General features: G+C 57.5%; 19 protein-coding genes and 1 pseudogene. 6 read left to right on the forward strand and 14 right to left on the reverse strand.

The features are described from left to right. Positions 1-72 precede the first annotated feature (72 nt). The 3 genes and pseudogenes from NWQ23_RS11600 (at position 73) to NWQ23_RS11605 (ending at position 1,295) form a co-directional block, all read left to right on the forward strand. Entirely contained in the window at positions 73-828 is a 756-nt protein-coding gene (locus NWQ23_RS11600) for an SDR family NAD(P)-dependent oxidoreductase (RefSeq protein WP_306166522.1), read from the forward strand. A gap of 11 nt (positions 829-839) precedes the next feature. Beyond that, positions 840-950: pseudogene (locus tag NWQ23_RS16655) on the forward strand (hypothetical protein); the annotation flags it as partial. A gap of 45 nt (positions 951-995) precedes the next feature. Continuing rightward, a complete protein-coding gene (locus tag NWQ23_RS11605; protein WP_306166523.1) occupies positions 996-1,295 on the forward strand; it encodes a co-chaperone YbbN in 300 nt (99 codons plus the stop codon). A 112-nt stretch (positions 1,296-1,407) separates the two neighbouring features. On the opposite strand, the gene dxs is transcribed toward NWQ23_RS11605, so the two are convergent. The 6 genes from dxs to NWQ23_RS11635 all read right to left on the reverse strand — a co-directional run bounded on the left by dxs (position 1,408) and on the right by NWQ23_RS11635 (position 6,690). Beyond that, on the reverse strand, positions 1,408-3,321 hold the full coding sequence (gene dxs, locus NWQ23_RS11610; RefSeq protein ID WP_306166524.1) for a 1-deoxy-D-xylulose-5-phosphate synthase: 1,914 nt from the start codon (positions 3,319-3,321) through the stop codon (positions 1,408-1,410). Between the two features lie 14 nt (positions 3,322-3,335). Beyond that, positions 3,336-4,244 carry a polyprenyl synthetase family protein gene (locus NWQ23_RS11615; protein ID WP_306166525.1) on the reverse strand — a complete coding sequence of 303 codons (909 nt, stop codon included), beginning with the start codon at positions 4,242-4,244 and terminating at the stop codon, positions 3,336-3,338. Next, entirely contained in the window at positions 4,237-4,470 is a 234-nt protein-coding gene (locus tag NWQ23_RS11620; protein ID WP_306166526.1) for an exodeoxyribonuclease VII small subunit, read from the reverse strand. Before NWQ23_RS11620 ends, NWQ23_RS11615 begins: the two co-directional genes overlap by 8 nt. Beyond that, on the reverse strand, positions 4,467-5,390 hold the full coding sequence (locus NWQ23_RS11625; protein ID WP_306166527.1) for a histone deacetylase family protein: 924 nt from the start codon (positions 5,388-5,390) through the stop codon (positions 4,467-4,469). The genes NWQ23_RS11620 and NWQ23_RS11625 overlap by 4 nt, the downstream gene beginning before the upstream one ends. Before the next feature lie 95 nt (positions 5,391-5,485). Further along, the gene (locus tag NWQ23_RS11630; RefSeq protein WP_306166528.1) at positions 5,486-6,187 is read right to left on the reverse strand and encodes a response regulator; all 702 of its coding nucleotides are present in this window, start codon (positions 6,185-6,187) and stop codon (positions 5,486-5,488) included. Then, positions 6,184-6,690: a MarR family winged helix-turn-helix transcriptional regulator gene (locus NWQ23_RS11635; RefSeq protein ID WP_306166529.1), complete on the reverse strand. Its 507-nt coding sequence runs from the start codon at positions 6,688-6,690 to the stop codon at positions 6,184-6,186. Before NWQ23_RS11635 ends, NWQ23_RS11630 begins: the two co-directional genes overlap by 4 nt. A 146-nt stretch (positions 6,691-6,836) precedes the next feature. Here NWQ23_RS11635 and NWQ23_RS11640 point away from each other — a divergent pair, with 146 nt between their 5' ends. After that, positions 6,837-7,706 (forward strand): branched-chain amino acid aminotransferase, encoded by an 870-nt coding sequence (locus NWQ23_RS11640; protein ID WP_306166530.1) that lies wholly within the window; start codon positions 6,837-6,839, stop codon positions 7,704-7,706. 528 nt (positions 7,707-8,234) lie between these two features. Continuing rightward, the gene (locus NWQ23_RS11645; protein WP_306166531.1) at positions 8,235-8,795 is read left to right on the forward strand and encodes a hypothetical protein; all 561 of its coding nucleotides are present in this window, start codon (positions 8,235-8,237) and stop codon (positions 8,793-8,795) included. Here NWQ23_RS11645 and NWQ23_RS11650 read toward each other — a convergent pair. Beyond that, on the reverse strand, positions 8,792-9,712 hold the full coding sequence (locus NWQ23_RS11650; RefSeq protein WP_306166572.1) for a DMT family transporter: 921 nt from the start codon (positions 9,710-9,712) through the stop codon (positions 8,792-8,794). The two genes, NWQ23_RS11645 and NWQ23_RS11650, sit on opposite strands and share 4 nt — an antisense overlap. Before the next feature lie 114 nt (positions 9,713-9,826). Between NWQ23_RS11650 and NWQ23_RS11655 the strand changes: the two genes are divergently transcribed. Then, positions 9,827-10,852 carry a fatty acid desaturase gene (locus tag NWQ23_RS11655; protein ID WP_306166532.1) on the forward strand — a complete coding sequence of 342 codons (1,026 nt, stop codon included), beginning with the start codon at positions 9,827-9,829 and terminating at the stop codon, positions 10,850-10,852. Here the strand turns inward: NWQ23_RS11655 and NWQ23_RS11660 are convergent. From NWQ23_RS11660 to NWQ23_RS11690, 7 genes are all read right to left on the reverse strand, one after another. After that, positions 10,849-11,997 carry a PQQ-dependent sugar dehydrogenase gene (locus NWQ23_RS11660; protein WP_306166533.1) on the reverse strand — a complete coding sequence of 383 codons (1,149 nt, stop codon included), beginning with the start codon at positions 11,995-11,997 and terminating at the stop codon, positions 10,849-10,851. The two genes, NWQ23_RS11655 and NWQ23_RS11660, sit on opposite strands and share 4 nt — an antisense overlap. After that, the gene (gene queG, locus NWQ23_RS11665; RefSeq protein WP_306166534.1) at positions 11,994-13,028 is read right to left on the reverse strand and encodes a tRNA epoxyqueuosine(34) reductase QueG; all 1,035 of its coding nucleotides are present in this window, start codon (positions 13,026-13,028) and stop codon (positions 11,994-11,996) included. Before queG ends, NWQ23_RS11660 begins: the two co-directional genes overlap by 4 nt. A gap of 57 nt (positions 13,029-13,085) precedes the next feature. Continuing rightward, positions 13,086-13,751: a glutathione S-transferase family protein gene (locus NWQ23_RS11670; protein WP_306166535.1), complete on the reverse strand. Its 666-nt coding sequence runs from the start codon at positions 13,749-13,751 to the stop codon at positions 13,086-13,088. A gap of 62 nt (positions 13,752-13,813) precedes the next feature. After that, positions 13,814-14,578 carry a monofunctional biosynthetic peptidoglycan transglycosylase gene (mtgA, locus tag NWQ23_RS11675; protein ID WP_306166536.1) on the reverse strand — a complete coding sequence of 255 codons (765 nt, stop codon included), beginning with the start codon at positions 14,576-14,578 and terminating at the stop codon, positions 13,814-13,816. Between the two features lie 81 nt (positions 14,579-14,659). Then, entirely contained in the window at positions 14,660-19,192 is a 4,533-nt protein-coding gene (gltB, locus tag NWQ23_RS11680) for a glutamate synthase large subunit (RefSeq protein ID WP_306166537.1), read from the reverse strand. Positions 19,193-19,247: 55 nt separating this feature from the next. Further along, entirely contained in the window at positions 19,248-19,919 is a 672-nt protein-coding gene (locus NWQ23_RS11685) for a hypothetical protein (RefSeq protein WP_306166538.1), read from the reverse strand. Further along, positions 19,916-20,584 (reverse strand): hypothetical protein, encoded by a 669-nt coding sequence (locus NWQ23_RS11690; RefSeq protein ID WP_306166539.1) that lies wholly within the window; start codon positions 20,582-20,584, stop codon positions 19,916-19,918. The genes NWQ23_RS11685 and NWQ23_RS11690 overlap by 4 nt, the downstream gene beginning before the upstream one ends. Between the last annotated feature and the right edge of the window lie 31 nt (positions 20,585-20,615).

A 20,615-nucleotide genomic window follows, 5' to 3' on the forward strand; every position in this document is an offset into this window, starting at 1 on the left:
ATCCAGATCAATTCGCCGATCCGTCACCTGTGGGAAGTTATGCTTGATGAGCAAACCCACAAGGAGCACGTCATGCAATTCGATTTCAAAGACAAGACTGCAATCGTAACAGGAGCCGCATCCGGGATCGGCGCGACCATTTCACGCGACCTCGCGGGGTTTGGGGCCACGGTTGTCTTGGCAGATATGGACGAAGCGGGGATGGCCACTGTCTGCGAACAGATCAAGGCGGCCGGCGGTTCTTGCCTGAGCCAAAAGACCGATACCAGCGATGCGACGCAGGTGGCAGACTTGGTCGCATTTGCCGTCGCAAAAACAGGTGGGTTGCATTTGATGGTGAACAACGCCGGTATCGGCGGGCCTGCAGCACGGATCGGCGAATACCCCCTCGACGGCTGGCAGAAAGTGATCGACGTCAATCTTAGCGGCGTCTTTTACGGCCTGCGCTTCGGAATACCGGAAATCGTCAAAGCCGGCGGCGGTGCAGTCGTCAACATGGCCTCGATCTTGGGATCAGTAGGCTTTGCGACAGCAAGCGCATATGTGGCCGCCAAGCACGGTGTTGTCGGCCTGACGAAAGTCGCGGCAATGGAATATGCAACTTCCGGGGTCCGGGTGAATTCAATTGGCCCGGGCTTTATCGCGACACCACTCTTGGAGAAAAACCTCGACGCGGCTGCGCTTGAGGGGATCGCGGCGATGCACCCCATCGCGCGTCTTGGGACGGCAGAAGAAGTCTCTGCGCTTGCATGCTTTCTCTTGTCGGATCAGGCGAGTTTCATCACCGGAAGCTACCATCTTGTCGATGGCGGCTATACCGCCCAATAGACGGAAACGAGATGTCGAAAGAAACGGAACCTTTAAACGAGACTGTCAACCTCACTTGTCTTGCGTGTGGGCAAGTCAACCGCGCCCCAAAGGGAAAGCTGGTTGCCGGTCCCAAATGTGCAAAATGCAGTGCGTCTTTGGCGGGTGGTGATGTCGCAGCGCTTGACATGCGCCTTCACGACAAAGCCACAGCAACAGATGGCGTACCACTGATTATCGACTATTGGGCACCGTGGTGCGGGCCATGTCGGACCATGGCTCCAGAATTTGCCAAGGCAGCGGTGGCTTTGCGTGGCACGGCGCGGTTTGCAAAGATCGACACGGAACAGTTTCCGCAAGTTTCGCAGCGGCTCAATATCCGCGGAATTCCGTTGTTGATCCTATATGCCGGCGGTCGCGAAGTCTCTCGCCTGACTGGCGCGCGGCCTGCCAGCGATATTGCGGGATTCGTACGTCAGAACCTCTGAAAATCCATTTTGCACTGAGAGACAGGCTGCGCCAGATTTGGCCAGCCCGGCGGATCAGTCCTGCGAAACGACTTGGCAGCTGTGGTGTGGTGAGCCGCTAGCCAAAAGCCGGTTATGCCCGCTTTCCCATCACCGCCACACCCATCACCTCGAGCACCTTTGCCTCGATATGTTCGGCGTTCATCCCCGCCACATCGTACATATTCTTGGGGTTGGCCTGATCGATGAAAATATCGGGCAGCACCATGGACCGGAATTTCAGCCCGTGATCGAACACGCCTTCGTCGGCCAGCAACTGCGCCACATGGGACCCGAAACCACCTACAGCACCTTCTTCCACGGTGATCAGCGTGTCGTGATCGGCGGCCATCCGCAGGATCATGTCGCGGTCCAACGGCTTGGCAAATCGTGCATCGGCCACGGTGGGCCTGATCCCCTTGGCTTCGAGCGCCTCGCAGGCTTTCATCACTTCCTGCAGGCGCGTTCCGAATGACAGGATCGCGACCTGCGCACCTTCGCGGATCATCCGGCCTTTGCCGATCTCCAGCGGTTGCGGGTTCTCGGGCATCTCGACGCCAACGCCTTCGCCGCGGGGAAAGCGGAATGCGATCGGGCCTTCGTCATGCGCCGCTGCGGTGGCGACCATGCGCACAAGTTCGGCCTCATCCGCCGCCGCCATCACAACAAAGCCGGGAAGGTTTGCCAGAAAGGCCACATCAAAAGACCCCGCATGCGTGGCCCCATCCGCCCCAACAAGCCCCGCGCGATCAATGGCAAAACGTACCGGGAGCCGCTGGATCGCGACATCATGCACAACCTGATCGTAACCGCGTTGCAGGAAGGTCGAGTAGAGCGCGCAGAAGGGGCGCATCCCGCCCGCCGCAAGACCCGCGCTGAATGTCACCGCATGCTGTTCGGCGATACCCACGTCAAAACAGCGGCTGGCATAGCGTTCCATGAATTTACTCAGTCCGGTGCCATCGGGCATGGCGGCCGTGACTGCACAGATCTTGGGATCGTTAGCGGCATGCTTTAACAAAGCCTCGGCAAAAACCGCAGTGTAAGAGGGCGCATTGCTGGGCGCTTTCTTCTGTTCGCCGGTGATCACATCAAACTTGGCAGTGGCATGGCCTTTATCGCTAGCCCGTTCAGCGGGGGCATAGCCCTTGCCCTTTTTGGTAATCGCATGGATCAGGATCGGCCCCGTCGCACGTGCCTTGACGGTGCGTAGCACTGACAGCAGTTGGTCCATGTCATGACCATCAATCGGCCCAAGATACGAAAAACCCAGTTCCTCGAACAAAGTGCCGCCGACGGTCATATGCTTGAGCACATCTTTCGCCCGCTTGGCCCCTTCGCGGAAAGGCTCGGGCAACAATGACATAGCGCCTTTGGCCGCCGCTTTGAGTTCCTGAAACGGTTCCTCTGCATAAAGGCGCGACAGATAGGACGACATCGCGCCCGTTGGCGGTGCAATCGACATTTCATTGTCATTCAGGATCACAATCAGGCGTTTGCCCAAATGACCTGCATTGTTCATCGCCTCATAGGCCATGCCGGCCGACATTGACCCGTCACCGATGATTGCAATCGCATCGCCACCTTCACCGCCCAGATCACGGGCCACGGCAAAGCCAAGGGCGGCCGAAATAGAGGTGCTGGAATGGGCCGCGCCAAACGGGTCATAAGGGCTTTCGGATCGCTTTGTAAAACCGCTAAGACCCCCTTCGGTGCGCAAGGTGCGGATACGGTCACGGCGACCGGTCAGGATCTTGTGCGGATAGCATTGGTGGGACACGTCCCAAATGATCTTGTCCTTGGGCGCATCAAACACAGCATGCAAGGCAACTGTCATCTCCACGACACCAAGACCAGCACCCAGATGTCCACCGGTCACAGACACGGCAGAGATCGTTTCCGCCCGCAACTCGTCGGCCAATTGGCGCAGTTGCGCATCCGACAGGGATTTCATGTCATCCGGTGTGTGAACGCGGTCAAGCAGCGGGGTGTGGGGTTGGTCTGGCATGTCGACCCTTCTTGTTAATGCGTGCGCGCAATCACAAAGCGCGCGGCTTCCTTCAACGTCTCGGCGTCGTCACCGTAGGGAGATAGCGCATCACAGGCCTCTTCCACCAGTGCGGCTGCGCGACTCTTCGCCCCATCCAGCCCCAAGATCGAGACGAAAGTTGCCTTTCCGGCTGCAGCATCTTTGCCGACGGCCTTGCCCAAGGTCGCCGCATCACCGGTCTCATCCAGAACGTCATCAGCAATTTGAAAAGCCAGACCCAGACAGGACCCATAGATCGACAAAGGTTCACGCTCTGCCTCGGCCATACGTGGACCGACAAGGGCGGACCAAGAAATGAGGGCACCAGTTTTTCCCGCCTGCAATTCCATGATCTGGTCAAGGTCGAGCGGCGCAGCGGCAGTCTCGGCGGCGATATCAGCGGCCTGACCGCCCACCATCCCCCGAACGCCTGCGGCATTCGCCAGCGACATCAACAGATTCAGCTTTGCGCGGGGGGCACATTCGACCTGCACCAGCAATTCAAAAGCAAGCGCCTGAAGACCATCTCCCGCCAGAACGGCAGTTGCTTCGTTCCACTTGCGGTGCACAGTGGGTTGCCCACGTCGGGTGTCATCATCATCCATGCAGGGCAGATCGTCATGCACCAGTGAATAGGCATGGATACACTCGATTGCAGCGGCAGCACCGGCGGCAGCGACAGGGTTGATCCCATGTATACGAGCTGTCTCCAACGCCAGAAAAGCGCGGAGCGCCTTACCGCCGGACACAGCATAGAGCATGGCATCGCTCAGATCACCTTTCAGGCCACTTAGGGCAAAGCCGATACGCGCCTGCGCCACCTTTGCGGCATGGGCCATCGCCGCTTCACGTGACTGGCGCTCGAGCGCGGCGATACGGATTCTTGAATTTCCATCAGTCATCAAGTGGCACCGTCCCTTGGGGCACACCACCCTCGCCCAATGTAATCTTGGCGACCTTTTCTTCCGCTTCCTTCAGCTTGGCTTCGCAACGGGCCTTGAGTGCGGCACCCCGTTCATAAAGTGCGATACTTTCATCAAGGGCAACATCACCACGTTCCAACTGGCCGACAACGGTCTCCAGCTCCTTGATCGCGTCTTCAAAGCTCATTTCAGCGACGTCGCTCATTGGCCTCTTTCCTTCAATACTTTCACATGGGCCGCGGCGGATGCGCCCAGCGCTTCGAGGTCATAACCTCCTTCAAGACTTGATACCACCCGACCCGCACAATGATGGTCGGCCAAATCACAAAGCCTTTCGGTCACCCAACCGAAATCCTCGGTTGTCAGGTTCATTCCTGCCAAAGGGTCCCTCATATGTGCATCGAATCCAGCCGAAATTATGACGAGTTGCGGACAAAACGCATCGATCCGTGGCAAGACGATCCGCTCCATCACGTCGCGGAACGCCTTTGAACCTGTTCCTTCTGGGAGCGGGACATTCAGGACATTATCAACCCCGACCTCATGTGCCGCACCCGTGCCGGGATAAAGCGGCGATTGATGGGTCGAACAGAACAGGATGCGCGGGTCATCCTCGACCAGATCTTGCGTGCCGTTGCCGTGATGCACGTCAAAATCCACAATCGCGACACGGTCCAGACCATGATGGTCAAGCGCATGTTTGGCACCCACCACCACATTGCCGAAAAAGCAAAATCCCATCGCCGTCTGCCGCTCTGCATGATGGCCCGGCGGGCGCACGGCGGCAAAGGCGTTCTGCGCCTCACCGGCCATCACTAAATCGACTGCGCGCACCACGCCACCGGCTGCGCGATAGGCCGCCTTCAGTGTACCAACTGACATATGTGTATCTGCATCCAGTGACCGCCAGCCCTCTGCCGGGGCAGCGGCGTGAATGGCATCAATATGCGCCTTTGGATGCACGCGCAAAAGATCATCCTCTGCGGCCAAAGGCGCCTTGACGCGCAGCAGATCTAGCCCCTCCAGAGCACCAAGCACCGCGTCAAGACGCGCGACCTGCTCGGGGTGGCCGGGCGGGGTGACGTGATCAAAGCAATCGGGGTGTGAAATCAAAGCAGTTGTCATAAGCGCAGAAGACGAAATTCAGGCGCAAATCACAACCATCTTCTTTTGTTCTAAAGTACCTCGGGGGAGTCCCGAAGGGACGGGGGCTGGCCCCCCTATTCCGGAGATAACATATAGCCCGCGCCGCGGACCGTCTGCAAATAACGTGGCTGCTTGGGGTCCACCTCGATCTTGCGGCGCAAACGTGTGATCTGGACATCCACGGCACGCTCTTGGGTCTGCCCACCGGACCGGCTGAGTTCCTCCACCAACCGCATCCGTGTCACCGCTTCTCCGGGACAGCCCGAGAATATGCGCATCAACTGGCTTTCGGTCGATGTCAGCCGGACCAGTTGATCGCCGTTCCACATCTCGCCACGCTCGATGTCATAGCGGACAGGCCCCATGTTCAGAACGCGTGGCAGAACCACGGCAGGTTCTGCCGCAGGGACGCGACGCAGGATCGCGTTTATGCGCAAAAGCAATTCTTTGGGCTCAAAAGGCTTGGGCAGATAGTCATCGGCACCCGCTTCCAACCCTGTAATCCGGTCATCAGTCCCGCCTTTGGCAGTCAGCAACATAATCGGGGTCGTGATTCTTTTGCGCAGATCACGGCAAAGCGACATGCCATCTTCGCCGGGCATCATCACGTCCAGAACAATAAGATCGAATTCCAGACCCGAGAGGATACGCCGGGCATGGGCTGCGTCGCGGGCTGTGCTCACCAGAAAACCGGATCGCATCAGGAACTTCTGTAGCAGGCCGCGAATACGCTCGTCATCGTCTACAATCAGCAGGTGGGCGTCGTCACTCTTCATTCCGCTCTATCCTTCATCGCCTCGTAATGGTGGCGCGTCTCTTCATCCATCATTGCCTCAAGCACCTGCCGGAAGCCTGCAACCGCTGCCGGACCCGCCGCACGATAAGCAGCACGCATCCGGTCCCGCTGGGCGTCTGACAAGGCACGCTCCAATGCCGCACCCGAGGGTGTCAGGTGCAAATGGCGTTCACGTTTATCCTGTCTGCCAACGGTGCTCGCTACCAAACCGTCTTCTATCAAGGTGCGCAACACACGATTAAGCGACTGTTTTGTAACGCCAAGAATAGACAACAGGTTGTTTACCGTTGTCCCCGGACTGCGGTGAATGAAGTGGATCGCCCGATGATGGGCGCGACCATAGGATTTTTCAGCAAGAATGCGGTCCGGGTCGGCGGTAAACCCGCGATAGGCGAAAAACATCGCCTCAATCCCCTTGCGCAGCTGCTCGTCCGTAAGAAACAGCAGGCTTTGCCCCATCTGTGGCTGCAACCCATCGCTCATGCGCGCCCTCCCCTATTCTGAACAGCACAATACGTCAGCTTTGTTGACATTCCAAGAATCAACTGCTAGCGAAACGCAGAAACTACGCAAGATTATGTCCGAAACGGACCCATCTGCGTAACTAATGCAAAATTGTGGAGGAAAAGATGGCAGGCGCATATGATGATCGAGACGGCAAGATCTGGATGGATGGCCAGTTGGTCGATTGGCGTGATGCAAAAGTCCATATCCTGACCCATGCCATGCACTATGCCTCTTCGGTCTTTGAGGGCGAGCGGTGCTACTCCGGTAAAATCTTCAAGTCGCGCGAGCATTCCGAACGCCTGATCAAGTCTGGTCAATTGATCGATTTTGAAATTCCATACACGATTGATGAGATCGAGGCCGCCAAGCAAGCAGCCCTAGATGCCAATGGTTTGACCGATGCCTATGTGCGCCCCGTTGCATGGCGCGGGTCGGGTGAAGACATGGGCGTCGCTGCTGCAAGAAATCCGGTGCATCTGGCTGTCGCGGTCTGGGAATGGGGCAACTACTATGGCGATGCCAAGATGAAGGGGGCCAAGCTGGACATTGCAAAATGGAAGCGCCCCAGCCCGGAAACTGCACCTTCGCAGGCAAAAGCAGCAGGGCTTTATATGATCGCCACAATGTCGAAACACGCCGCAGAAGCAAAAGGCTGTTCCGATGCGATGATGTTCGATTATCGCGGCTATGTGGCCGAAGCCACCGGAGCAAATATTTTCTTTGTCAAAGATGGTGAAATTCATACGCCCAAGGCAGACGCCTTTCTGAACGGGATCACGCGCCAAACCGTAATTGGCATGCTGCGCGACAAGGGCCTGACTGTGAACGAAAGGATCATCATGCCCGAAGAACTGGAAGGCTTCGAACAGTGTTGGCTGACAGGTACCGCTGCAGAAGTAACGCCAGTTGGACAAATCGGCGATTACAACTTTGAGGTCGGCGCAATCACGCGCGAGATTTCATCGGACTATGAAAAACTCGTGCGTGCCTGATTGGCGTGTCATGAATGCAGGCAAGAAGGGCGCACAGGCGCCCCTCTTTTTTCCTAAGGACGCAGTCCATCCGCAAAGCGCAAGAAGTACTTGGTTCTTAGGCTGAAGGCACGCTTTCGGGCACGCCGCTGGAGCGCAACTGTTCCCGGATGTGGCTGAAAACTGCGTGCAATGCGCATTGCCTGGGCTGGTAAGGCCTTTGGCAGGTTGCTTGGTCGATCCAATACATGTTTTGTCATGATGTCCTCCAATCTGAAGAGATCATAACACATTTCGGCAGAATCGGCAGCAACTCATCTCGATCAATTTCGCTCACCTTTAAATCAATTTGATACAAAAGTAGAGCAAGGGCATTTTTGTCCCCCAACTGTTAACACTTTAGCCCAAAACGCGGCACTCTTGCCAAAATTCTGTCTGTATTTTCTGCCATAATAACGATCTGAAATTTCTACACATTTTCATTGCTCTCTTATTCAAGTCAAACCAGTGCTGCCCGAAAAACAGAAAATATCAGATGGTGAACGCGCCTTGCGGCGGGTCCTGAAGGCATCGCCGCAGGATCTTTGGCTCGACACGATCCGGCGGGCGAAACTGCCAGAGCACGACAGCTTGATCTACTGGATGCTAAGCCAGACAGAATGCGATTTTGCTATTGCGGTCCATGCCTTTTATCGCAGTGACCCAATCGCCTATCTTGATGATCCAAAACCACTTCCCTTGCGCCCCAGCCCATCCAACATCTTTGCTCTTGTCCTGCAAAACTGGGACACGGGGTCTTATCGTTCGCACCGGCTTTTGGTCGAAGACATCGACGTGACAGCGAGGCAGATTGCGCGTCTGAACCAGAAGATAATGGCCAAACCGAAGGGCGCGCTCCCTTTTAGCATTCCACCGAGGTTCTTGCAGCCCGAAGGCGGCGACCCACTCAAGCTCCCGCCACATCTGTCACCTGAAGACGCCCGCAATCTTTGGCCGCTTTATGCCGAACTCAAGCTTGACGTCCCTGACGCACCGCCGGGCATCAGGCGCAGGCTTGCCAAGGCGGCCGCTGTTCTAAGACGCCTCGGCCTCCTGCGGGACACACCTTAGGATCCGACAGTGCCGGTCGCCTTGCGTTGTTGGGCGCGCTGCAATCCAAGCTTGCGCTCTCTCCAGATGATCAAGACACCCGCGATGATCACGATACCTGCACCGATCAACATGGTTCCCGTCGGCACTTCGTCGAAAATGAAATAGCCGATCAAAAGCGCAAGGATCATCGAGGTATAATCAAAGGGGGCAACCAATGACGCATCTGCGAAGCGATAGCTGGACGTGAGCAGTATCTGACCGATGCCACCCAAGAACCCCGCCATGACCAGCATGGCCGCAATCGTCCATGTCGGCACAACCCAACCCCATGGCAATGTAAAGAGCGCCATAAAGGACGATGTGATCGTAAACCAGAATACGATTGCAGCGGTGCTTTCGGTTGCAACCATCTTGCGTACAAAGACCTGTGCCAATGCTGCAAGCACGGCGCCCATCAACACAACGATGGCCCCCAGCGTTTCAGACGAATTGAGCGATGCGCCGACTGACAAACGCGGCGACAAGACAATCAAGACGCCCACCATCCCCAAGGCCACCGCCGAAAGTCGAAACGCGCGCACGTCCTCGTTCAAGAACATCGCCGCAAAGATCACCACAAGCAACGGTGCAGCATAGCCGATCGCCGTAACCTCGGGCAGTGGCAACAGTCCCAGCCCCGTAAAGCCAAGCCCCATTGCTGAGGTTCCAACCAGACCGCGCCAAAAATGCCCCATCGGGTTCTTGGTCTTCCAACCGTGTCGCAGTTCGTGCCGGATCGCGAGCCAGCCCAGTATGATCGGCAAGGCAAAGAAAGAACGAAAAAACACCGCTTGCCCGGGCGGAACATCTACCGAAGCCGCCTTGATCAGGCTTGCCATGGCCATAAACATGCAAACCGACAAAACCTTGAAAATGATACCACGGATCGGCTGCATGACATTTCCCTTTACCGCGACACTCGGTCCCAGCATCACCACAATGAAGCCTTTTTTGCTTGCTAAATGATGACGTTAGGTTATCCGAAACCATGACCCTATAAGAAGTAGTAGATGCAAGACAAAAATCCGCCCCCCGCCAATATGTCCCCACGCGACTGGGTCCAAATTTTAGCCAAATATCGTGAACCAAGCAGTTTCCGCAGCAGTTTTGAACTCGCGGTCAGCCTGATTCCTTTCGTAGTGCTTTGGGTCATGGCCTGTTGGGTGGCGCAATTCAGCTATCTTGCAGCCTTTTTGATTTCTGCGGCCAATGGCCTGTTCCTGCTGCGGCTCTTTTGTATCCAGCATGACTGCGGGCACGGCTCGTTCTTTGGCAATCGCAACGTCAGTGACTGGGTCGGGCGTGCCTTGGGCGTGGTCACCTTGACCCCCTATGACGTCTGGCGCCGGACCCATTCGATTCACCACAGCCATGCGGGGGATCTGGATCAGCGCGGCATCGGCGATGTCATGACCCTCACAGTTGAAGAATATCACCAGCGCACACCGTTCGGGCGCTTTCTGTATCGTGCGTACCGCCATCCTTTGGTGATGTTCGGCCTTGGGCCAACCTATCTGTTTATTCTACAGAACCGTTTGCCAATGGGACTGATGAACCAAGGCAGCAAGTATTGGATCAGCGCGATGGGGACGAATGCCGCAATCGCAATTGTTCTGGGCATTATCGCTTATTTCGGTGGTTTGCAGGCGCTTTTCCTGGTGTTCCTGCCCACAACCCTAATCGCGGCTTCGATTGGCGTCTGGCTGTTCTACGTGCAGCACCAGTTTGAAACAACGCAGTGGGATCCGGCCGAAGATTGGCAACTGCATGATGCGGCGCTGCACGGCAGTTCCCACTATGATCTGCCACCAATTCTGCGGTGGTTCACGGCCAATATCGGGATTCACCATGTGCACCACCTGTATAGCCGGATCCCGTTCTATCGCCTGACCGAAGTCTTGCGCGATCACAGTGAACTGGTTCAGGTCAGCCGCATGACCATAGGGCAAAGCATTAAATGTGCGGGCCTCAACCTTTGGGACGAAAAATCGCGGCGCCTGGTCTCTTTCGCAGCGGCGCACAAGCTGGCGGCTTAAACCGGGTTCACGCGCAGGATTTGGCCCGCATCCAGCAGAACCAAAACCGCGCCATCCTGCAAGACCTCAACATCGCGGATGCGGCCTACATCGGTCAGCATCCGCTCTTCTCCGATCACACGGCCCCCTTGCAACTTGAGCCGGACCAGACCGCCCGGGTTCAGCGAGGCAATCAAGAGATCACCCTGCCAGTCGGTATAGGGACCGTCGTAGAACATCATCCCTCCTGGCGCGATCACGGGATCCCAATAGTAGACTGGTTCTTCGAACCCTGCCCCGCGCGCCGCGCCCTGACCGACATCAGAACCGCGATAATTGATCCCATAGCTGACGACAGGCCAGCCATAGTTCAGCCCGGCCTGTGGCTGGTTCAGCTCGTCCCCGCCGCGCGGCCCATGTTCAACCGTCCACAAACCACCCGGACCTATCGCGGCACCTTGCATATTGCGATGGCCTAGCGACCAGATCAGATCATTGCCGTCGCGACCAACAAAGGGATTGTCCGATGGCACCGACCCATCAGCATTCACGCGGATCACCTTGCCATGTGTCGTGTCGATATCCTGCACCAGCGTGCCGCTGTCACCCGCCCCGCGATCACCGGTGGTGATCCAGACCGTGCCATCCGCCATCGGGATAATTCTGCTGCCAAAATGGCGGCCATTGCGTGCTGGATTGTCCTGCACAAAGATATCCATCACCTCAGCCAGCCGCCCGTCAGCACTCAAGAAGCCCCGCGCGGCCGCTGTTACCAGCCCACCCGGTACAGACTTTGCATAGGTCCAGAAGACGGTACGATCCTGCGCAAAATTCCGCGAGACAGCCACATCCAGTAGCCCGCCTTGCCCGTTGTCCGCCACCTCCGGCAGACCGGCGAGCGGGCCGCTGAGACTGCCGTCGGGATTGACAAGGCGCAGGCTACCCGGTTTCTCGGTCACCAGATACTGACCATTACCCAAGGCCGCGATGCCCCAAGGACCGTCGAGGCCATCCGCAAAGACAGAAACCGCAACATCCGTGCGGGGCAAGGCTGGTGCGCGGGTCTGTTCGGCAAAGGCGGGACGAAAGTCAGCATTGGGTCGACCTTGGTCCACCTGTGCGACGGCGGCCATCGGCAAGATTATCAAAGCAAGTGTACGGATCATCGGGATACCTCCTTGAGACGCAAGATAGCCCAACGCGCCGCATCGGCCACCGCTGGATCGGGGTCATCAACCAAAGGTGAAACCGCGGCGGCCAACGCGGGATCCCCCGAATTGCCAATCGCATAGGCGACATTGCGGACAAACCTGTGGCGGCCGATCCGCTTGATCGGCGAGCCCGAAAACCGCGCCCGGAAACCTGTATCATCTAGGCCCGCCAGTTCTGCCAAAGGCGGCGCCAAAAGATCGTCGCGCGCGGCATAGCGGGCATCACGCCCTGTAACCGCAAACTTGTTCCACGGACAGACGGCCAGACAATCATCACAGCCGTAAATGCGATTGCCCATCAGTGCTCGCAAATCGGGGTCCACGGGCCCTTTATGCTCGATCGTGAGATAGGAAATGCAGCGGCGGGCATCCAGCTGATAGGGGGCGGGAAAGGCCGCCGTTGGGCAAATATCCAGACAGGCGGTGCAAGACCCGCAATGGCTCTCTTCGGGCTGATCAGGTTCCAGAGCCAAAGTGGTGAAAATCGCACCCAGAAAAAACCAATTCCCCAGATCACGACCCAAGAGATTAGTATGTTTGCCTTGCCAGCCCAGCCCAGCAGCCTGTGCGAGCGGCTTTTCCATCACCGGGGCCGTATCGACAAAGACCTTGATTTCGGCATCTGGCACCTGGTCGATCAGCCAACGGCCCAGGTGTTTGAGGCGCTTTTTTACAACATCATGATAGTCGCGCCCTTGCGCATAAACGCTGATAGCTGCGCGATCCCTTTTCTCCAGCACAGCCATTGGATCGTGGTCAGGGGTATAGGGTTCGGCCAGCATAATCACCGACTTCGCCGCAGGCCACAGTGCTGCCGGATCGCCACGCCATGCCATCCGTTCAGCCATCCAGCCCATCTGGCCATGTCGCCCCTCCTCGACAAACGCGGCCAAACGCGCGGCCATTTGCGGCACAGCATCAGGCGTGCAAACCCCTACCTTTGCAAAACCCACCTCTTGCGCGAAAGCAATCAATCGCGCTTTCATGCTTCTTTTGTTCCAAAATACCTCGGGGGAGTCCCGCAGGGACGGGGGCTGGCCCCCCTAAAAATCCAGATCAGCATAATGCGCCGCGGGCTGAAATCCGGGCACCTCATCGGCCAGGATCGACCGAAAGGCAGGACGAGACTTGATCTTGGCATACCAATCCTTGAGCACATCATGCCGGTTCCAATCCACATCACTGGTATAGTCGAGGCAGGACAATTGTGCGGCGGCCGCGAAGTCTGCCATCGTCATCTCGTTGCCCGCCAGCCAGCGCCGTTCGTCCAAAAGACCAGCCATATAATCCAGATGATACTTCACCGCTCGCGCGCCTGCCTTGACGTTGGTGCTGTCGGGATAGCCTGTGCCCATGACCTTGCGATAAACCCGCTCGCCGGTAAGCTTGAGGGTCACTTCGCGATAGAACTTGTCATCGAACCAGCCAACCAGCCGACGCACCTCGCAGCGCGCTTCCGCGTTTTTGGGCAGCAGGGGCGGGTTTGGATGGGTCTCTTCCAGATACTCACAAATCGCCACACTGTCAGACATCGTGCGACTGCCCATTTTCAGGATCGGCACCTTGCCGGCGGGATTGCGCCGCAAGAAATCCGCGTCCTGTTCCCAATACCTTTCTTCGACCAGACCGACCTCGATCTTCTTTTCAGCCAGACAAAGGCGGACTTTGCGGGAAAACGGAGAAAGCGGGTAATGATACAGGGTGTTCATGCGATACTCATAAATCGTTTATCCCTCAATGCCGCAAGGGGCCGTCCTGATCAATGGGCTGCTCAGCTTTCAAAGCAGGCCGCGCGCCCGTCCGCTGCAATGGTCGCCGCGCCGCTCATGATAGCGCGGGTGCGGTCACGGGTAAATTGGCTGGGGTTTGATGCTGATCTGTTCTTTGGCGATGGCAGGATCGCCGCCAGCCGTGCGGCCTGCAGCTCTGACAGGTCAGAGGCATCCACGCCAAAATAGTGACGTGCCGCAGCCTGGACCCCGAACACACCCTCGTCGAATTCGGCGACATTCAGGTAAATCTCCACAATCCGCCGCTTTGACCATACGGCCTCCGTCAGAGGCGTCCACAAGGCCTCGATTGCTTTGCGTGACCAACTGCGGCCATGCCACAGAAAGACATTCTTCACGACCTGCTGCGAGATTGTTGACGCACCGCCGCGCCCCCGATCCAAAGCATCGCGGATCGCGTTCACATCCAGCCCCCAATGCAGGCAGAAATTAGCATCCTCGGCAGCGACAACCGATCGCGCCATCACGGGCGCGATATCCTCAATCGCCACCCAGTCGTGACGGACCCCATCCAGCCGACGCCCCTCGGAAATCATATAGGGGGTCGTGGGCGGGTTGATGACAGCGTAGATCAGTGTCCAAAGCAGTGCGAAACCAAAAACGCCCAGCGCCCCCCAAAGAAAACTGCGGCGCAGGAACCTTAACGTCCGGGCAACAGGACCCGCCTTTTTGGTTTTTTGCGTCGTTTTCTTTTTGGTGGTCGGCTTTTTGGCCGGGCCTTTTTTCGCTGTGCTCGTCTCTGCCATCAGCACCTTAAGCCATGCCCGGGGCGAACCGGTCAAGAACAAGGGACACCCCCGCAGCATTTCACTGCGGGGGCGTGGTCATTATTCCGCAGGGATTGCGGTCTGCTCCACGCTCAGCGGATGCTTGAGATGGATCAGCATTTCCTTGGGGCAGATTTGCAGGAAACTGCCCTTCTCGGCTTCCCAGTGTTGCAGGATATCGGCGGCCTTGCGGCTGCCCGTCTCCTTGGCGTGCCGTTCGATCAGACCTTTCAACTGGTCATGCCAATGCGCCACCGTCACAGGGCAGGTCACCAGCGTTTCCATATTGATCAGATCTGCCGCGTGGCCTTTAGGATCATAGAGATAGGCCATCCCGCCTGTCATACCCGCGCCAAAGTTGGCCCCGATCGACCCAAGGATCACCGCCACACCGCCGGTCATATATTCACAGCCGTTGGTCCCGCAGCCCTCGATCACCACATGCGCACCGGAGTTACGGACCGCGAAACGCTCGCCCGCGCGCCCAGCGGCAAAGAGGTAGCCTGCAGTCGCGCCATAAAGCACGGTATTGCCGATAATGGTGTTTTCAGACGCGACCAGCGGGCTGACCATTGGCGGGCGCACCACAATTGTGCCTCCTGACAGGCCCTTGCCGACATAGTCGTTGGCATCGCCCGACACCTCCAGCTTGAGCCCCGGTGCGGCAAAGGCACCCAAGGATTGACCGGCAGAGCCGCGCAGCTTGACCGTCAGGTGATCAGGCTGGAGCGCGTTGCGCATCCCGAACTGCTGAACGATGTGGCTGGATGTGCGGGTCCCAATGGTGCGCAAGGTGTTCTGCACCGCATAGTCCAACTGCATCTTTTCGCCATCGTTCAGGAAGCGTGCTGCGTCTTTTACGATCTGTGCGTCCAGCGTGTCATCGACAGGATTGCGTGGGCGGTTGCGGTCATAGGTGATCTTGTGCGCCCCATCGACCGTGATCAGAAGCGGGTTCAGATCAAGATCATCCAGATGCGCAGAGCCACGGCTGACCTGCGTCAGCAGATCAGCACGACCAATCACATCATCCAACGACCGCGCGCCGATGCTTGCGAGGATTTCGCGCACTTCGGTGGCGTAGAAGGTGATCAGGTTCACGACCTTTTCGGCATTGCCGGTGAACTTTTCGCGCAGCGCTTCATCTTGGGTACAGACACCTACCGGGCAGGTATTCGACTGGCACTGGCGCACCATAATGCAGCCCATTGCAATCAGAGCGGCCGTACCGATACCGTACTCCTCGGCGCCCATCATCGCGGCCATGACAATGTCACGCCCTGTGCGAAGTCCACCATCGGTGCGCAGCGTGATCCGCTCGCGCAGGTTGTTCATCGCCAGCACCTGATGCGCTTCGGTCAGGCCCATTTCCCATGGCAGACCCGCGTATTTGATCGACGTGCCCGGTGATGCACCGGTCCCACCGTTATGGCCGGAAATCAAAATAACATCGGCTTTGGCCTTTGCGACCCCCGCAGCGATCGTTCCAACACCTGAACTGCTGACCAGCTTGACCGTCACTTTGCAGCGCGGGTTGATCTGCTTGAGGTCATAGATCAGCTGCGCCAAATCCTCGATCGAATAGATATCGTGGTGTGGTGGCGGTGAAATCAGGGTCACGCCCTTGGTCGAATGGCGCAAGCGCGCAATCAGGTCGGTGACCTTCATGCCGGGCAATTGACCACCCTCGCCGGGCTTGGCACCCTGCGCAACCTTGATCTCAAGCTCTTCACAGGCGTTCAGGTATTCGGCAGTTACACCAAAGCGGCCAGAGGCCACCTGCTTGATCTTGGCAGAAGGATTGTCGCCGTTTGGTTCGGGGTGGAAGTGCGCGGGATCTTCGCCGCCTTCGCCACTATCCGACTTGGCCCCGATACGGTTCATCGCGACGTTAAGCGTTTTATGCGCTTCGGGGCTCAACGCACCCAAAGACATGCCGGGTGTCACGAAACGCTTGCGGATCGCGGTGATGCTTTCGACCTCTTCAATCGGCACGGGCGCGCCCAAAGGCTTGATCGCCAGCAAATCGCGCAGATGGATTGGCGGGTTCGATTGCATGGACTTGGAATATTGCTGCCACAGCGCATAGCTTGCGTTGTTACAAGCCGCTTGCAGCATATGCATCGTCTGCGCTTCCCAAGCGTGCTTTTCCCCTGACCGGCGGGCTTTGTAAAAGCCCCCGATAGGCAGCACGTCAGAACCACCTTTCCAGCCGCGCGCATGGACTTCTTCCAGCTTGGTCTGGATGCCGGATGTACCGATGCCGGAAATCCGGCTGTGCATTCCCGGGAAATATTCTGCCACCATCGCGCGGGACAGGCCAACGGCCTCGAAGTTCAGACCCCCACGATAAGAAGACAGAACCGAAATCCCCATCTTGGACATGATTTTCAGCAGACCGGCATTGATCGCATCGCGATAGCGCATCGTGGCGTCTGTCAGGCTACCGTCAATCAGGCCACGCCGCAGACGGTCCGCGATGGAATCCTGCGCCAGATAGGCGTTCACGGTGGTTGCACCACAGCCGATCAGCACGGCGAAGTAATGTGGATCAATACATTCCGCCGCGCGCACGTTGATCGAACAGAAAGTGCGCAAACCCTGCGCCGTCAGCCCCGAATGGACCGCAGAGGTCGCAAGGATCATCGGCATCGGCACATGATCTTCGGACTGGTGTTGATCGGTGAGCACCAGATGCCCCGCGCCAGAGCGTACGGCGTCTTCGGCCTCGGCTCTGATCCGTTGCAGACCGGCGTTCAGCGACCCGTGACCGGCCTCGAACGTACAGTCGATGAAGGCCACGCTGTCGCCGAACTGGCGGACCATTTCATCAAATTCCGCGTTGGCGACAAAGGGGCTTTCCAGCACCAGAATCTCGGTCTGCGAGGAATCCTCGTCCAGTACGTTCTTGAGGTTGCCGAACCGCGTCTTGAGCGACATCACGCGGCTTTCGCGCAAGCTGTCGATGGGCGGGTTCGTGACCTGACTAAAGTTCTGGCGGAAGAAGTGCGACAGCGGACGATAAGTCGTGGACAAGACCGCAGAAGGCGTATCGTCCCCCATCGAGGCGATCATTTCCTTGCCGTCTTCTGCCATGGGCGCCAGCACCTGTTCCAGTTCTTCGATGCTGTAGCCTGCGGCGACCTGACGCTTGCGCAACTCGGCCCCTTCAAAGATCGCCTTTTCGGGGACATCGCGCATCAGATCATTCAGATCGATAACCTTCTCGACCCAATCCCCAAAGGGCTGGGACGCAGCAAGCTTATCTTTCAGCTCGGTGTCGTGGTAAAGACGCCCCTCGGCCATATCGACCGCGATCATCTGGCCGGGGCCAAGCGCGCCTTTTTCAACGACAGTGGCTTCATCGACAGGGACCATACCTACTTCGGACCCTGCCACCAGCAGGCCATCACCTGTCACGACATAGCGTAGGGGGCGCAGACCGTTCCGGTCCAGACCGCCGCAAACCCAACGACCATCGGTCATGGCAAGCGCTGCCGGACCATCCCACGGTTCCATCACGGCGTTGCAATAGCCGTACATATCCTGCCAAGCCTGCGGCATCTCGACGGCCTGTTGCGACCACGCCTCTGGCACCATCATGGTTTTGGCCATGGGTGCGTTGCGGCCTGCACGCACCAACACCTCGAACACAGAGTCAAGCGCACTAGAATCCGACGCCCCCGATGGGATGATCGGCTTGATGTCTTCGGCCTTGTCACCAAAGGCGTTCGACGCCATCCGGATCTCGTGGCTGCGCATCCAGTTCACGTTGCCCTTGAGCGTGTTGATTTCGCCGTTATGGGCCAACATGCGGAAAGGCTGGGCAAGCGACCATTGCGGGAAGGTATTGGTCGAATAGCGCTGGTGATAGATCGCAAAGGCGGACTCGAACCGTGCATCCATCAGGTCGGGATAGAACTCTGCCACCTGCTCGGCCAGCATCATGCCTTTGTAGATGATCGACCGGCAAGAGAAAGAACACAGGTACATGCCTGCAATACCTGCTGCTGTCGCCGCTTTCTCGATCCGGCGGCGGATGATGTAGAGCTCGCGCTCGAATTGTTCTTCGTCCATGTCTTTGGCACAGCGGATCAGGATTTGTTCGATCTCGGGGCGGGTCGCGTTCGCCTTGTCACCCAGAACCTCGGTGTTCACCGGCACGTGACGCCAGCCATAGATATAGTGCCCCATTCGCAGCACTTCGGATTCCACGATTGTGCGGCAGCGTTCCTGTGCGCTGAAATCTGTACGCGGCAAAAAGACCTGACCCACTGCAATCAGTTTGTCTTCAAGAGGCTCATGCCCGGTGCGCCGGATCTGATCATAAAAGAAGGGAACAGGGATCTGGACATGAATACCAGCACCGTCGCCTGTCTTGCCATCCGCATCGACCGCACCGCGATGCCAGACAGCCTTGAGCGCATTAATGCCCTTTTCAACAACATCACGTGACGGGGTTCCGTCAATCGCAACAACAAGACCCACGCCGCAAGAGGCATGTTCGTCGTCGTCACGGTACAGACCATGTTCAGCCATCCACTGACGCTTGGCTTCTTCGGCCGCGACCCAGGCTTGGTCATATGTTGTCATCGGTACTTCCTTTCTTGGGCGGGACCACCACTCGGGATGGCTTGCATTCAGGTCTTTAAGAAATCGCTACACCGCAGCCATGTTTTGGCGAGGCGCTCAGAAAACCCGGTTCACCGGGGTAGATGAATTCAACCGGACGGTTGGCACGTTCAAACGACCCGTTCGGTGTTGTGACAGTGCCGGTTCCGGACAAGAACATGCGCCAGTTGCGGTTGATGAATTCATTGCCTTGTGCGGACCAGATTTCATTTCCGTCCGCGTCAAAGGCGGTAATATCATAGCTTGTTTCATCAAGTGTGACGCCATCAATGGTGATCTGACGCCCTGTGAGCGTGTCCTGACCAACATAACGCGTGGTGCCAATCTCGTCGGACAACGTCCGAAAATCATAGTCGTCCACACCGGTGGCAATAAGATCAGAAAGCGAGGCTGGCTCTGCAGGAGCCGCTTCAAGACGTTCGCGGTGCCCGCTGTTCACATGAAAGCTGCTGATCCACTGGGTTTCGCCATCAATCTCACCCACATAGGTCAGACCGGTTTCGTCAAGGCTGACGCGGCGTTGATGGTCGGCAGGGTCGGCCTGACAGGTAAAGTGATGATCGACCTGACAGCTTTCGCTTTGCACTGTCAGATAGGCATCACAGCCTGCAGGAAGGCTGAAGGTCGCGGGTCTTTCCTGTGCCATCACCGGCCCCGCCAGACACAGTAATCCGACTGCGATCCTCATGGCCGGAACCCCGATTCAATCACGTTGCATTCATACTGTGGCTGATCCGAAAAGAACCCGGTTTCACCTGGATAGATGAATTCGACAGGAGACATGTCGATCACTTGCGACGGATTATCTGCGGGCCATGTTTCGCCGAAAAAGAACAGGCGGTGCTTTTCGCTGACAAATTGGCGGCCGTTGCTGGCATCGATCTCATTGCCGTCGCGATCAAGGGTGCGCCCTTGAAACTCTGTGTTGAGCAGTGTTTCCCCGTCAATCACGGTTGTCTCGCCTGTCAGCATGTCAAAGCCGACGTTCCGCTCGATCCCCTCTTCGGTCTCAAGCGTGAAATCCCATGTGTCGATCTGGGATGCGAAGAGTTCGGTCAGCGAGGCTGGGTCTGTTGCTGGGGTGATCAGGCTTTCGTTGCCGGTCACCTTATAAGCTTCCATCCACTGAAATTCTGCATCCACTCTTTGCACACTAAAGACACCGGATTGCGAGATCAGTGCGATCCACTGATCGCCCGGATCGTCCGCCGCACACTGCCAGACGTTGATCATCACACAACCTTTGCTTTGGACAGTCAGCGTCGCTTCGCAGCCCTCAGGTGCGGCAAAACTTTGCTGTGCTGCGGCCGGGGCGGCGGCAAGCAGGGCGGTGAGGATGATCCAAGGCTTCATGTTTCATTGACCTTTCAGACAGGGATTGCAG

The organism is Yoonia sp., from assembly GCF_030731595.1.
Classification (GTDB): domain Bacteria; phylum Pseudomonadota; class Alphaproteobacteria; order Rhodobacterales; family Rhodobacteraceae; genus Yoonia.

Coding starts and splice junctions, on each gene's coding strand:
- NWQ23_RS11620 (WP_306166526.1), bottom strand. CDS start 4,470: ATGAGCGACGTCGCTGAAATGAGCTTTGAAGACGCGATCAAGGAGCTG.
- NWQ23_RS11600 (WP_306166522.1), top strand. CDS start 73: ATGCAATTCGATTTCAAAGACAAGACTGCAATCGTAACAGGAGCCGCA.
- mtgA (WP_306166536.1), bottom strand. CDS start 14,578: ATGGCAGAGACGAGCACAGCGAAAAAAGGCCCGGCCAAAAAGCCGACC.
- NWQ23_RS11630 (WP_306166528.1), bottom strand. CDS start 6,187: ATGAAGAGTGACGACGCCCACCTGCTGATTGTAGACGATGACGAGCGT.
- NWQ23_RS11655 (WP_306166532.1), top strand. CDS start 9,827: ATGCAAGACAAAAATCCGCCCCCCGCCAATATGTCCCCACGCGACTGG.
- NWQ23_RS11615 (WP_306166525.1), bottom strand. CDS start 4,244: ATGACTGATGGAAATTCAAGAATCCGTATCGCCGCGCTCGAGCGCCAG.
- NWQ23_RS11670 (WP_306166535.1), bottom strand. CDS start 13,751: ATGAACACCCTGTATCATTACCCGCTTTCTCCGTTTTCCCGCAAAGTC.
- NWQ23_RS11660 (WP_306166533.1), bottom strand. CDS start 11,997: ATGATCCGTACACTTGCTTTGATAATCTTGCCGATGGCCGCCGTCGCA.
- NWQ23_RS11650 (WP_306166572.1), bottom strand. CDS start 9,712: ATGCAGCCGATCCGTGGTATCATTTTCAAGGTTTTGTCGGTTTGCATG.
- NWQ23_RS11690 (WP_306166539.1), bottom strand. CDS start 20,584: ATGAAGCCTTGGATCATCCTCACCGCCCTGCTTGCCGCCGCCCCGGCC.
- NWQ23_RS11625 (WP_306166527.1), bottom strand. CDS start 5,390: ATGACAACTGCTTTGATTTCACACCCCGATTGCTTTGATCACGTCACC.
- NWQ23_RS11635 (WP_306166529.1), bottom strand. CDS start 6,690: ATGAGCGATGGGTTGCAGCCACAGATGGGGCAAAGCCTGCTGTTTCTT.
- gltB (WP_306166537.1), bottom strand. CDS start 19,192: ATGACAACATATGACCAAGCCTGGGTCGCGGCCGAAGAAGCCAAGCGT.
- queG (WP_306166534.1), bottom strand. CDS start 13,028: ATGAAAGCGCGATTGATTGCTTTCGCGCAAGAGGTGGGTTTTGCAAAG.
- NWQ23_RS11640 (WP_306166530.1), top strand. CDS start 6,837: ATGGCAGGCGCATATGATGATCGAGACGGCAAGATCTGGATGGATGGC.
- NWQ23_RS11605 (WP_306166523.1), top strand. CDS start 996: ATGCGCCTTCACGACAAAGCCACAGCAACAGATGGCGTACCACTGATT.
- dxs (WP_306166524.1), bottom strand. CDS start 3,321: ATGCCAGACCAACCCCACACCCCGCTGCTTGACCGCGTTCACACACCG.
- NWQ23_RS11685 (WP_306166538.1), bottom strand. CDS start 19,919: ATGAGGATCGCAGTCGGATTACTGTGTCTGGCGGGGCCGGTGATGGCA.